The 12,882-nt window shown below is 48.3% G+C and carries 14 protein-coding genes and 1 pseudogene; 7 read left to right on the top strand and 8 right to left on the bottom strand.

All coding sequences use genetic code 11. The features are described 5' to 3' along the window. Positions 1-2: 2 nt before the first annotated feature. Positions 3-164: a hypothetical protein gene (locus tag M2277_RS16865; protein ID WP_006209143.1), complete on the bottom strand. Its 162-nt coding sequence runs from the start codon at positions 162-164 to the stop codon at positions 3-5. 152 nt (positions 165-316) lie between these two features. Between M2277_RS16865 and M2277_RS16860 the strand changes: the two are divergent. Next, a pseudogene (locus M2277_RS16860) lies at positions 317-701 on the top strand (VOC family protein). Positions 702-751: 50 nt separating this feature from the next. On the opposite strand, the gene M2277_RS16855 reads toward M2277_RS16860, so the two are convergent. Then, complete coding sequence (locus M2277_RS16855) at positions 752-1,219, bottom strand: L,D-transpeptidase (protein WP_228030151.1); 468 nt, start codon at positions 1,217-1,219, stop codon at positions 752-754. A gap of 469 nt (positions 1,220-1,688) precedes the next feature. On the opposite strand from M2277_RS16855, the gene M2277_RS16850 reads away from it, so the two are divergent. Continuing rightward, entirely contained in the window at positions 1,689-2,474 is a 786-nt protein-coding gene (locus tag M2277_RS16850) for an ABC transporter ATP-binding protein (protein ID WP_006209146.1), read from the top strand. 1 nt (position 2,475) lies between these two features. Further along, complete coding sequence (locus tag M2277_RS16845; protein WP_280755222.1) at positions 2,476-4,107, top strand: hypothetical protein; 1,632 nt, start codon at positions 2,476-2,478, stop codon at positions 4,105-4,107. A gap of 56 nt (positions 4,108-4,163) precedes the next feature. Here M2277_RS16845 and M2277_RS16840 read toward each other — a convergent pair whose 3' ends face one another. The 6 genes from M2277_RS16840 to M2277_RS16815 form a co-directional block, all read right to left on the bottom strand. Continuing rightward, positions 4,164-4,457, bottom strand: coding sequence for a hypothetical protein (locus M2277_RS16840; RefSeq protein ID WP_063479012.1), 294 nt, complete (start codon positions 4,455-4,457; stop codon positions 4,164-4,166). A 168-nt stretch (positions 4,458-4,625) separates the two neighbouring features. Next, positions 4,626-5,762, bottom strand: coding sequence for a M20 family metallopeptidase (locus M2277_RS16835; protein WP_280755221.1), 1,137 nt, complete (start codon positions 5,760-5,762; stop codon positions 4,626-4,628). Positions 5,763-5,778: 16 nt separating this feature from the next. Next, on the bottom strand, positions 5,779-6,597 hold the full coding sequence (locus M2277_RS16830; RefSeq protein ID WP_006209151.1) for an ABC transporter permease: 819 nt from the start codon (positions 6,595-6,597) through the stop codon (positions 5,779-5,781). Beyond that, positions 6,594-7,457, bottom strand: coding sequence for an ABC transporter permease (locus M2277_RS16825; RefSeq protein WP_280755220.1), 864 nt, complete (start codon positions 7,455-7,457; stop codon positions 6,594-6,596). Before M2277_RS16825 ends, M2277_RS16830 begins: the two co-directional genes overlap by 4 nt. A 3-nt stretch (positions 7,458-7,460) precedes the next feature. Continuing rightward, a complete protein-coding gene (locus M2277_RS16820; RefSeq protein ID WP_280755219.1) occupies positions 7,461-8,561 on the bottom strand; it encodes an ABC transporter ATP-binding protein in 1,101 nt (366 codons plus the stop codon). A 36-nt stretch (positions 8,562-8,597) separates the two neighbouring features. Beyond that, positions 8,598-9,698, bottom strand: a complete 1,101-nt coding sequence (locus M2277_RS16815) for an extracellular solute-binding protein (RefSeq protein ID WP_148247814.1) — start codon at positions 9,696-9,698, stop codon at positions 8,598-8,600. Positions 9,699-9,928: 230 nt separating this feature from the next. Here M2277_RS16815 and M2277_RS16810 point away from each other — a divergent pair, with 230 nt between their 5' ends. The 4 genes from M2277_RS16810 to M2277_RS16795 all read left to right on the top strand — a co-directional run bounded on the left by M2277_RS16810 (position 9,929) and on the right by M2277_RS16795 (position 12,687). After that, a complete protein-coding gene (locus tag M2277_RS16810) occupies positions 9,929-10,684 on the top strand; it encodes an IclR family transcriptional regulator (RefSeq protein WP_036637990.1) in 756 nt (251 codons plus the stop codon). Positions 10,685-11,401: 717 nt separating this feature from the next. After that, positions 11,402-12,079: a hypothetical protein gene (locus M2277_RS16805; protein ID WP_006209156.1), complete on the top strand. Its 678-nt coding sequence runs from the start codon at positions 11,402-11,404 to the stop codon at positions 12,077-12,079. Further along, positions 12,021-12,569 (top strand): accessory gene regulator ArgB-like protein, encoded by a 549-nt coding sequence (locus tag M2277_RS16800; RefSeq protein ID WP_280755218.1) that lies wholly within the window; start codon positions 12,021-12,023, stop codon positions 12,567-12,569. Before M2277_RS16805 ends, M2277_RS16800 begins: the two co-directional genes overlap by 59 nt. Beyond that, positions 12,547-12,687 (top strand): cyclic lactone autoinducer peptide, encoded by a 141-nt coding sequence (locus M2277_RS16795; protein WP_280755217.1) that lies wholly within the window; start codon positions 12,547-12,549, stop codon positions 12,685-12,687. Before M2277_RS16800 ends, M2277_RS16795 begins: the two co-directional genes overlap by 23 nt. The last annotated feature ends 195 nt before the right edge of the window (positions 12,688-12,882 follow it).

Below are 12,882 nucleotides of genomic sequence, written 5' to 3'. Positions count from 1 at the left end.
GTTTATGGTGTATCCTCTGGACCTTGTTCTTTCTCGTAAGCAATCAGTGTGATATCTTTGCCTGTGAGCTCGGCGATCTTCGTCTCGGCATCTTCAATCGCTTTTAAGGTGCCTTCATTTCCATTCAATGATGCGATTTTGTATTCCTCGGAATGGATATCCATGGTGAAACTCCCCCCTTAAGTGGTTGATTCATGTTATATAATGTATAAGGTATCCTTTAGAATGGAGATACATACCTCGATTCAAATGAAGTATGATAAGGCTGGCAGACCATCATAAAGCATTTATTCCGCTTACAAGTGAGGTGTGATACATGATTCAATATGTAGGACTGCACCATGTCAGTTTGGCCGTTCGGGATTTGGAAAAAGCCAAGGTGTTTTACTCGGAAGTCCTTAAGTTTCGCGAGCTGCGGCGTCCGCCGTTTACATCCAAAGGGGTCTGGTACGCGGTGGGGGATCAGCAGCTCCATCTGCTGGAGCATCCGATCAGCGATACGCTTCGCGAGCGCGGAATCGATACGACGGACGGGCATTTTTCCATCTGGGTGAAGAGCTACCGCGAAACCAAGGAATTGGCTGGACCGAATGGGTGTTGAATATACTGCCAATCCCGACAGCGTTGCAGGTTTTGCGCAAATTTTCGTGCTGGATCCAGATCGCAACATTATAGAGTTTGGAGCTGCGTATGGCTCATAGAAATTAAAAAAGCCAAACACCATCAAGTGTTCAGCTTCTAAGCTTTTGGATTATTTTTGGATGAGGACAGGGGTGTTCATTTTAACCTTGTCGTAGAGCCAGCGCACGTCCTTATTATGCATGCGAATACATCCGGCGGATACGTATTTTCCAATCGAATTCGAATTGTTGTTCCCGTGGATCGCATAGGCGTAACTGATCCTGCCGTTGACCTTCACGTTAATGCCCAGCCAGCGGTCCCCCAGCGGATTGCGCGGATCTCCGCCCTTGATGCCTTCCTTGTAGTAAGGTCTGTTTTTTACCTTTTCATGGATTTTGAACAGGCCTTCCGGCGTGTAGGAGGGCTTTTTGCCTGTGGCGACGGGGAATGTTTTAATGACCTTTCCCTTCTCGTAATACGTCAGCTTGTTGGTGGATTTATCAATGACGATAAATTGTGCATACGAAGCGTATTTACTGTCCAGTTTCTGCCCTGAGGCGGCATGGGTCAGGTTAGGGAGAAAGAAAACCAGCAGCAAGGTAAAAATCAGTATGCGGTTGATGCCCTTTATGATGTCCGATCACCTCTTTTCGTTCTCCCCCATATATATGCGGTTATTCGCGAATGTTGACGAAATTGTTCACCCTTCGAAAAATAGAACAAGTTGTTTTCAAAGAGGGCTGTAGAGGGCAAGGCGGGACAATCTATTTAAATCTGGTAGCGAGCTTGGCTGTGACACAAGACCTTTGTGAGACAAGCTCAGTGCATGATCGAATCTTGACGATAAGAATTTGTGTTACCCTTTCATGATAAAGTTGTCAAGCTGTATGAATGGATCGGCTTGTGCATGAGGGCAGCTCCAGACAGAGCTTGTACCGGGTGTTTGGCATGATATTTTGCATATGGGGGTTTTGCAGAGCGAATATGAATGAAAGGTTGATTTTCCTGAGCTCCCATAATAAGGTAGGTATGTGAAGACAATGAGAGAATAGGAGAATTCGTATACGATGTCTACAGATGAAGTGTTATCGATTCAAGATCTGCGCATGAAATATGATAATCGTTATGTATTGAACGGCATTGATCTGGAAGTGCGCCGCGGCGAGATGATTGGTTACATCGGTCCGAATGGAGCGGGAAAGAGCACAACGGTTAAGATTATGCTGGGACTGGTTGAGGGTTACACGGGGACCGTTCGCATTTTCGGGCAGGATATTTCCGATGGAAATATCGACTATAAACGGAGAATCGGGTATGTGCCGGAGGTCGCGGAATTGTACGATCAGTTAACGGCAGCCGAATATTTGACTTTTACAGGTGAATTGTACGGACTTACATATGATACTGCGGATTATAAGGCCAAACATTTAATGGATTGCTTTGGTCTGGACAAAGCTTATCACTCGCGGATTGCTACATTCTCAAAGGGGATGCGGCAAAAAGTACTGCTGATCTCGAGCCTGCTGCATGACCCGGATTTGTTATTCCTTGATGAGCCCTTAAGCGGGCTGGATGCGAACAGTGTCATGGTGGTTAAAGAGGTTCTCGCCCAATTGTCGGCTCAAGGCAAGACGATCTTTTATTCCTCGCATATCATGGACGTTGTTGAGAAAATCAGCAGCCGCATCGTTCTGCTCGCCGATAGCCGGGTCGTAGCGGATGGAACGTTCAAGGAGCTGCAGCAGCATTCACATGAAGGCTCCTTGGAAGAGGTATTTAATCAGCTGACAGGTTTCCATGATCATGCCCAGATTGCTGAGCGGTTCGTATCGATCGTTCGGGAGGAGAGCTGACATGCCGGGGCCGGAATCAACCTTTCGAATGCTTAAGATTTTGGACCGATTTCAAGGCGTGATCTCCAGAACGGGTGTGGACTATGAGGTCCTGCGCCGTATATTACATGTCAAACTCATCATGGACTCAAGGCGGGCCCCTGTCATCTTGTCCTCAGTCAATCGGAAGAAGGAGGAGCAGGACAAGAACCTGTTTGTCAGCTCTCTCTGGATGTACGGCTTGATCGGGCTCGTCCTGACGCCGTTTGTGTTCTGGAGCGATCCGGAATATCTACTGCCGATGAGCCTTTTATCCGCAATCTTAATGTTTCTGATTATGACCTCCATGATTTCGGACTTCTCCTCGGTGCTGCTGGATGTGCGCGACCGAAGCATACTGATGACCAAGCCGATCGACGGTCGAACGGTCGGTCTGGCCAGATCGATTCATGCAGGTATTTATTTGCTTCTTTTAACCGGGGCTCTTTCGGCCGGCTCCCTGGTCGTTGGATTGATCAAGCACGGCGTTGGATTCTTTTTAATCTATATCCTTGAGCTGATCCTGATGAATATGCTCATCCTTGTGAGTACTTCCATGATATATCTGGTGCTGCTGAAATATTGGGACGGAGAGAAACTGAAGGATCTGATCAATTACGTGCAGATTGGTCTGTCCGCCACGCTGGCCATCGGGTATCAGTTTGTGATTCGTTCCTTTGATCTGATTGATTTCAGTCTGGTGTTTACACCGGCTTGGTGGCAAATCCTGCTTCCGCCAGTATGGTATGCGGCTCCTTATGAGTGGCTGTTTGGCGAGGGGGGCGGGTGGCTGATTCTTCTCTCGGCATTAGCCGTATTTGTCCCGATTCTGCTTATGATGATATATGCCCGCTTGATTCCGTCATTCGAGTTGTATCTGGAGAAGCTGGCTCACAGCGAAGCGGGAAAAGGGCGGGAGCGTGGAAAGTTTGACCGGTTCTTGGCCAGATGGGTATGCCGATCGCGCACGGAGCAAGCCTGTTTCCGGTTGTCTGCCAGCATGCTTAAGAACGAGCGAGAATTTAAGCTTAAGGTGTACCCTACTTTAGGGTTAGCCGTGCTGCTGCCTTATTTATTCTTTTTCTCCACAATCCGTAATTCCTCATTCGCGGAAATCGGCAGGGGATCATCCTATTATGTGCTGTATGTTATGCTCATCATGGTTGCTACGGTCGTGATGATGCTGAAATACTCGGGCAAGCCCAAAGCCTTCTGGCTGTTCGGGTCAGCCCCGATGCCGAGCATGACCCCCTTGTACAAAGGGGCTTTAAAGGCGTTTGCCATCAAAATATTCCTGCCGCTGTTCGCTGTGAATGCGGTGGTGTTTGTCATCATATTCGGTATGCGAATCCTGCCGGATATTCTCATTGTGCTGCTTACCGGATTGATGTTGATCCCGTTATCAGCCAAGGCTATGCTGAGGACTCCGCCATTCTCCCAAGCGTTTAATATGGCTCAGCAGAAGGAAGGCTGGTGGGTTCTGGTCTACTTCATTGTTGTAGGCGGATTCATCGGTTTGCATTATGCAAGCAGTACCATTGCTTATGGCATTCCGGCCTATATCGTTGTATTGCTCGCTGTGAATGGATGGGTATGGACCAAGCTGTACAAGTAAACAGCGGAATGTTCGGGTAACGATCCGAGACTGGATGAAGCGGGCTTCGGGCTGCGTTACGAGGACAACATATAAATCAGCTGCCGGGCAATATAGAACACAGGCTGCAGGGCTGCATGAAACAATTCGGTCAGTGAAGACGAGTCCAGGCTGACTCCCCAGTCACCTTGACTCCACCTGTCTGGCATATATGGAGCCGTAGCTTGGGTCGAAGGAGCCTCAAGATCATAGGATTCCCGTAATCGATCCAACGTTTGCTGGTCGAGTGGACTGTCGCTATTTGCATAGGTGGTTAACCAACTCAATGTAAGGAATAGAACTGTTAAGTTTTGCAGGATTTTGGTTCGCATGGCGTTTCTCCTTAGGCTGTCATTTCCAGTCAAAACTAACATACACAAAAACAGACCTGCTCACAAGGCTCTAATCCTATTGTAGGACTGGAGACGGCAAAGGAGAGGGGCATCCGAGATGGATGCCCCTTCTTTGATTTCCTATGTATCGTACTAGATACCGCTATTTTATACCCGGACCAGTATGCCGGCCAGAAGCGCAGCGCGTTTAGGGATATCGGCAATCAACACATATTCGTGAAGGGCATGGGCCCCGTCGCCGCGGGCGCCCATGCCATCCAGTGTCGGCGTGCCGCATGCGGCAACAAAGTTGCCGTCGCTGACTCCGCCCGTGCTGGTATCCGGCAGAGGCAGATTCAGTTCTTCCTCGGCAACCTGTTGTGCCAAATGATACAGATTCATAATCGCCGCCGTTCGTTCCATGGGCGGCCGATTCATCTGCCCTTCGATCTGCAGGCGGATCTCCGGGTGGATTGGAGCAAGCTCTTGCATTTTATGTGCCATTCGGTTGAAATCCTCCATCGTTTCTACCCGGATATCGATGTAGGCTTCCGCCTGGGGGGCAACGACATTGGAGCCGATTCCTCCGTTTACGATGCCGACATTGACATGTATGCCGCGCTTGTCATCACTCAGTTCCTGGAGGCTCAGAATGTGGCGCGCCATCTCGTGGATCGCCGATACGCCGGCAGCCGGATTAACCCCGGAATGAGCGGCACGACCTTCGATTTGGAGATGGTAGCGACCATTTCCTTTGCGAGCCGTTTTGACGGCGCCTTCGGGTTCCATCGGCGGCTCCAGCACAAAGGCGGCCTGGCTGGAGCGGGCATGCTCCTCGATCCAGAGGCGGGAAGAAGGGCTTCCAATTTCCTCATCGCTGTTAATCAACAGAATAAAGGTAACATCGGCAGGGAGCCTTCCCATCTCCTGCACCACCTTTAAGGCAAATATGGCTTGAATGATCCCGGCCTTCATGTCCAGAACCCCCGGACCGTAGGCTCTGTCTCCCTCGATACGAAACGGCCTTTGCGCGCATTCGCCTGCGGGCCACACCGTGTCCGCATGTCCAATGAGCAGGATGCGCCGCTGCCCGCTGCCGACATGAATCTCCAGGCGGTCGGCATATTCTTCGTTTGGAACCCGGATAGCCCTGGCATCCAGATGTGAGAGGCATATTTCTTCATACCAGTCGATCATTCGGTCGGTTAAGTCTTTACGCTGGGAAGGCGAATCCATGTTGACGCTTTGCTCTAGCAGCCGGAGCATTTCCGGGAGCAGCAGTTCCAGTCGGGTTACCCATTTCATATCCGTTCTACCTGCCTTAATGAGCGTGTGAGTTGGAGCCAAACAAACGATCCAAGCCGTATACGCGCTCTAAGATGAAAATAAATACCAAACTCAGCAAGATCACGATAGAGGATATCGATGCAACGAGCGGAGTTAACGATTCTTGCATGTAGTTGAAGATAGCCATCGGCAATGTTGTTGTGGACGGCGAGATCATAAAGAGTGACACGGTGACATTATCGAATGAGGTCAGAAACGCAAACACACAGCCGGAGAGCACCGCTGGGCGGATCAGTGGAAACGTAACGTCCCAGAAGGTCCGCAGCGGGTTTGCCCCAAGAATGGATGCGGCCCGTTCCAAAGTATAATCAAAGGTGCTGAGTCCCGTATAAACCAGTCGTACAACGTAAGGCACAGAAATCAGAATATGGGACAATAGCAGACCGAGGAACGTGCCTGCAAGCCCAATGCGTGTGAAGAACAGCAAAGCCGCAATGCCGATGATCAGTGCCGGAACCGTCAGCGGTGATAACAGCAGGGAACTGATGACGCCTGAGCCGCGGGGCTTGTACTTGTGCAATGCCAGTGCAGCCAGCGTACCGATGACGGTTGCGATAACGGCGGTAATGATAGCAAGCTGCAGGCTGAACCCGAACGACTCGATGAACTCCGGACGGTCGAATATTTTCTCATACCACTGGAGCGAGAACCCCTGCGGCGGGAACCGCAGGACACCCGTCGACGTAAACGACGTCGGGATGATGATCAGCAATGGGGAGATGACCATCAGCACGACAAAGAACGTGATGATGCCAAGCACGGAGGGTCTGCGAGATTTTTTTTCACGAATCATGATGAGAACACCTCCTTATAACGCTTCGTTTCCACCAGCTTGGTAAATAGCGTGACCAAACCGATGGTTGAACCGAGAAGCAGGAATGCAATGGCAGCTCCAAGGGACCAATTGAGTGATGCCATCATCTGCTCATAAGCCAGCACCGGCAGTACTTTTACTGAGGTGCCACCCATAAGGGCTGGCGTGACGAAAGAGCTCATAGCCAGGCTGAACACGAGTGTTGTTCCGGCAAAAATGCCGGGAATGCTCAGAGGCAGCGTGATGCTGAAGAATTGTTTGAATCGTGTTGCGCCGAGAATGCCGGCTGCCTTGTACAGGGATGAGTCAACAGCATACAGGCTCGTGGAAATGGCCAGGACCAAATAAACGATCAGCGAATCGGATAATCCAATCACAACACCAAGCTCATTGTACAGCAGCCGCAGTGGTTCGGAGATGACATCTAGCGACATTAACGTATTGTTGATAAAACCGTTGTTGCCCAATATCACGACCCAGCCGAAGTTGCGGATGACTACGCTGATCAGATGAGGGGAGATGATGAGAAATGTTATAAGACCCCGCATTTTCGGCGTAGCCTGAGCCATGTACATGGCAACCGGGAAGCCAAGGACGAGACAAACGCAAACCGTATACAGACTAAGCCTTACGGTTCTCCACAGTATCTGCACATAATAGGTATCTTTAAAGAGATGCGCATAGGATGCCAGTGTCCAGGCTCCTTGTCCCATGTCCTCGCGCAAGCTGATCATTAACATGTAGAACATAGGCAGGATGAACACACCTAGAATAATGATAAGTCCGGGTACCAGCAGCAAGGTGGCAATGAAGCCCTTGGATCGGAGCAGGGAGTTCATAGGCTATGCCTCCTTTGCTGGAAAAGCACTCACATGCCGGGAGTCCCAGCTTAGCTGGACGAATTTATTTTCAACCAGGTGAAGGTGCGGAGCGATGCCGGTTCGAACGGTGATCAATTGACCATGGCACTCTACGATAACTTCAACAATCGAACCGAGGAAGGAAACCAGCCTCACGATGCCAAACACGGTATTCATGCTGGAGGGTGGAGCGTCTCCCACCACTTCCTGTATGACAATATGCTCAGGTCTGACATAAGCCACGGCAGCATCTCCTGTTAACTCCTGCCGCGAATGGCGGTCTGCCTGCAGGAGGATCCCTTCCTTAGTTGCAAAATGCCACAGGTGTTCGTCTGTAGCGGCAAGCTTGACCTGAAAGCGGTTGGACTTGCCTACGAATTCGTGCACGAAGGGTGAAGCCGGCCTCTGGTAGATTTCTTCCGGTGTTCCGATCTGCTCTACCCGTCCATGATCCAGGACAACGATCCTATCGGACATGTACATGGCTTCTTCCTGGTCGTGGGTAACAAAAATGGTCGTGACTTTGAGCTCCTGCTGGAGCCGTTTCATCTCTTCGCGCAGCTCTTCCCGGAGCTTGGCGTCGAGGTTGCTCAGCGGCTCGTCAAGGAGCAGTACCGAGGGCTCGGTTACCAAGGCGCGGGCAATCGCAATACGCTGGCGCTGGCCGCCGGACAGCTGTTTGGGATAACGATCAGCCAGGTGGGGAAGCTTGACCAGCTCCAGTACTTTGTTCACTCTGGCAGCAATCTCGGATTTGGGGATTTTTCGCAATTTCAAGCCATACGCCACGTTTTCTGCAACTGTCATATGCGGAAACAAGGAGTATGTTTGAAACACCATGCCAAGATCACGTTTATTTGAGGGAACACCGTTCATCGGCTTGCCCTTGATCGTCAGGGTGCCTCCGTCAGGCTCCAGAAAACCAGCCAGCATATTCAATGTTGTTGTCTTGCCGCAGCCGGATGGACCGAGAAAAGTGACACATTCCCCGCGCTCCACCTGAAGATTAAAATCGTCTACCACCACGGTGCTGCCGAAGCACTTGCGGATCTGATGCAGTTCAACGTCATACTCCTTCGTCATCTGTGTTTCCTCCGATTCTGAATCTTCGTATCGAACTTATTTGCCTACAAGCGGAGCGATGTCTTTATTGAAGGTTTCCAGCCAGGCTTGCTTGTTCTCGCTGATTACACCGTAATCGAAATTCACAATTTTGCTCTTGTCAAAATTGATCAGACTGCCGATGTCGTCCGGAAGCGTAACGTCCATGACCGGGTTGTAATACAACTTTGTGGCAAACAGGGTTTGAATCTCATCGGTCAGGATAAAATCGATAAATGCCTTAGCCGCTTCAGGATTCTTCGCTCCCTTTACGATGGAAGCAACGGTTGGCACGATGTTTGCTCCTTCTTCCGGAATGACAAATTCCAGGTCGACACCCGCATCCTTCTGCACGATGCTGCGCGCCATGGTCCAGGCGGTGTATGCAGCTGTCTCATCCTGCAGATTCTGCTGGATTTGAGCGGCTGTTTTGGCGAATGTCGGCATATAAGAAGCAATCGTTTTCAATTGTTCAAACCCTTGCGTCATATCGGCTTCCGAGCCGCCGTTGGCATATGCCAGCATGATCGTTGCCGAACGGCCGAAATTACTCGACATTTCGGTAAGCGTTATATTGTTTTTCATTTCGGGGAGAGTCAGATCGTTCCATGATGCTGGAACGGGGAGGTTCTTACTCTGAATCAGCTTGGCATTGTAAGAGATCCCCATCGGGGTGTAATTGATGGTCACGCCGCTGTTCTCTGAGACTCTGAAGCGGTCATCGATTTTGGACATATTCGGGATTTCGTCCGCATTCAAGGCTTCCCAGAGTCCTTCAACGCGACCTGCTTCTTGTTCGCTGCCCTCAATAAATGCAATATCAATTTGGGAGGAACCCTGCTGAGCTTTCACCTTGGCAACAATGTCCGTCGCGACGCCGGCCACGTAGGTTAGTTTGACATCCGGGTATTTTTCATTGAATTTCTTGAAGATTTCATCTTTGAACAGGGATTCTACCGTTGCACCGTTGCCGGCAAAAACCAGTTCACCGGAGATGGTGGAACCTTCCGCTGACTCGGCACCGCCGTTTGAAGCCGTTTTTGCGCTTCCGCATGCGGATAACAGCGAGGTGGAGAGTGTTAAAGCGAGAATGATAGAAGCAAGGCGACCTTTTTTCACAATGATTCCCCCTTATTATTTGTTCACTATTAGAGAACGATGTTTTATAATAGTGAAATATTGTTTTTGATTTTAACATAGCAACATGGTATATTCAATCGTGTTTACAATGAAATATCTCACATGAAACCAAGTTTTTTTGATAGACTGTTTCGAACATGATTGACATATAATCAGCGCGTCAAAAACGATCTCATATTAAAACGGAAGTGGCTGATAGGAGGCTAAAGATGGATCAGTTGTTGACATCCGTACAAAAAAGCTGCAAATTGCTGAAGTTATTTCTCCGCGATCAGAAGGAGTGGGGGATTACCGAGCTTAGCAAGGAGCTGCAATGGTCCAAGGGGGCCGTACATAAAATGCTGGCGACCTTAGAGAGTGAAGGGTTCATTAAGCAGAATAGGCTGACACGGCAGTATTCGCTTGGGTATACATGTCTGGAGCTTGGAAACCGGGTTAAACGGAATAATGATTGGGTCAGCGTTGCAAGGCCTTATCTGGAGCGTATTGCCAAGCTAACCAAAGAATCGGTTTGTCTATGTGTGCGTGAAGGGAACGAAGCGATCTATATGGACAAAATCGATTCTCCGCTGCCCATACGATTTATTATTGATGCATACCGCCGGTTTCCCTTGTATGCCACGAGTGCTTCGCGGGTCATACTGGCATTCAGTCCTGAAGGAGTGAAGGAGCAGATTATGATCGAGCCGCTGGCTGCATTTACGGAGCACTCGATGAAGAGTGTGAAGGAACTGCGCGAGCGAATCAGCCGCATTGAGGATCAAGGATATGAGATCAGCTCGAATATGAGGAATGTCGGAGTAACGGGTATAGCAGCACCGATATACGACAGCGAGGGTCAGGTGAATGCTTCGATCAGTCTGGTTGGTCCAAGCGATCGTATCGATCAGCATAAAGAGGATTGGATTCAGGAAGTATTACAGGCGGCAGCTGATATATCCAATCTGGTAGGGTATCATCCGTAAGCGATACCTGTGCTACTCTCATAGAAAGGATGTCCCAACATCTTGGAAGATGTTGGGACATCCTTTTTTATCGTGGGAGGTAGATGTCAGAGATAAATGGTTTAAAGTGCTCCAAAGCAATTGAACAGGAACAAAAGTTCGTATATAATATAGATATAACTAATTAACTCCCTTCTTTCTCATCACACTTCATTAATCCATCATGGATTCCCCCACATTTGTATTTAATTACCTGTTGTTATGCCTATTAGGCCTTATATAATCGACTTAGATGATGATGTCAGGATCGCAATAGAATGACCAGAGTTATTCTGGATTAGTCATGTTCATAGGGTCGTGGATACTTGATAACTAAGGCTTGGTTTTAGTTTTCTGGATATAATTTAACGTTGCTGTGCTTTGATGCCCAGGGGTGTTTAGCGTTTTGAATCGATTGCGTTTAAGACTTCTTAAACCTGATCCAGAGCTGTAACACCGTTTGATGTTGTTTGTATTTTCCAACAGAGTTTCCAGACATATAAGAAGTGGCAGCCGCCTTCTGATGACTCCAAGAACATGCATTCTTTTAGGATGACTCGATTGATTCCATAAGCTAATGGACTGTCGGAATACCATCTGATCAAGGCGTTATGACTTTCCAATGCAATCAGGGTAGATCGGGAAGCGGCGTAGTACACATCAAACCCATTTCTTATGGCATAGGGAGGAAATCTTTGAATGCAAGCCATTTGGTTTATGTTGTTTTCAACCTTTGAAACACTGGCGATTTATTCACTGATTATGACATTGCTTAGATTTAAAACCAAAGAGTACATATGGCAGGCGCTGGTGATCATGATCCTTGCCAACTTACAAAGTTTCATCATGCGAAATGAACTTCAACTGGACTTTCTGGCTCCTCTCATTACCGTGCTGATTTTTGTTTTCTTGTTCTCAGCCATTATTAAGATTCCTGTTATCTGGTCGGCTATTTGTACCATCATCGGGTACATGCTGTATGCTTTGATTCAGAGTGCTTATTTATCCGTTTTCTTCGGTTCTATTGACACACTTCAGACCAATCCTGCCAATGGTTATATCCTTCAATTATTGTCGGGCGCGACTGGATTATTAATTTCTTGGGTCATGTATAAGTTTCGGATAGGGTTTAAATACGATCTTGAGAAATTGCGCATTAAATCTGAACATATCCTGTTGATTGCGTTAATCATCGTTGTTTTGATGTTGATGGCAATTCTGTTTTACCTCAATCGTTTATGGCTGCATCTTCTTTTCTTTGGGATAACGTTTGGAATCTTCTTGTATTATGCCATCAATACAGAGGAGCGGGGTTCTTATGATCATAGAAGGATTGTCAAAGCGGATAGCGGAAGTGATAAAACGACAGATACCTGATCATAATTCTTCTATTTCTGTTTTACAGCACGCCGCTGCTATTCTATTGAACGTGATGCTCACGGTGATCTTCACGCTGCTCATTTCTGCTTTCACCGGTAATGCGAAGCAGGCCCTTATAAGTATGATAGGTTTTGCGGTGCTGAGGCAATTCTCTGGTGGCTTCCACCTTAAGACGGGAGCCGGTTGCATCGCTTTCACGACGGTTCTTTTTACCCTGGTATCTTTCGTGGACGTCAATCATGTCACGGTGCTGGTCATGAACGTTCTCAGTCTGCTGCTGATTATGATGTTTGCTCCCAGCCGAATCGAGAAGCAGTCACGAATACCGAGGGAACATTATTATAAACTTCGCTTGATTAGCTGTTTTATCGTTATGCTTAATTTTGGACTTCAGTCCCCCACATTGGCTGTCATATTTTTTATCCAGGCGCTCAGTTTAGTACACTGGAAAGGAGGACAAGCTCATGGTATGGATCAGCAAGGTTAGGCATCAGTTGTTTTCATTTATCGCATCTGCTCTGACGATGGTAGCCGTATTCGTAGTTAATACCGCAAGTCCCGTATTTGTGTACAGTGGAGAGACACCGGAAGAACTTCTGAAATAATTGCTGTGTTGATATGTGCAGTAAGGGGACTGAGGGACTCCAATTTAAGATAAGCTGCATGAATGATGATGAAATCCGGTGCCGTCTAGGTGCCGGATTTCTTTTTGCGTGAAGATGGGGAGGAAACAATTGAGCGGCTGTATAAGTATGGATAAGGAGCTATAGGCAGCGGCAAATTTGTGGATTTTATCTGCA

The sequence above is a fragment of the Paenibacillus sp. LBL genome (assembly GCF_029893715.1).
GTDB lineage: Bacteria > Bacillota > Bacilli > Paenibacillales > Paenibacillaceae > Paenibacillus_AQ > Paenibacillus_AQ glucanolyticus.
This window is presented reverse-complemented; position numbering and strand designations above follow the sequence as displayed.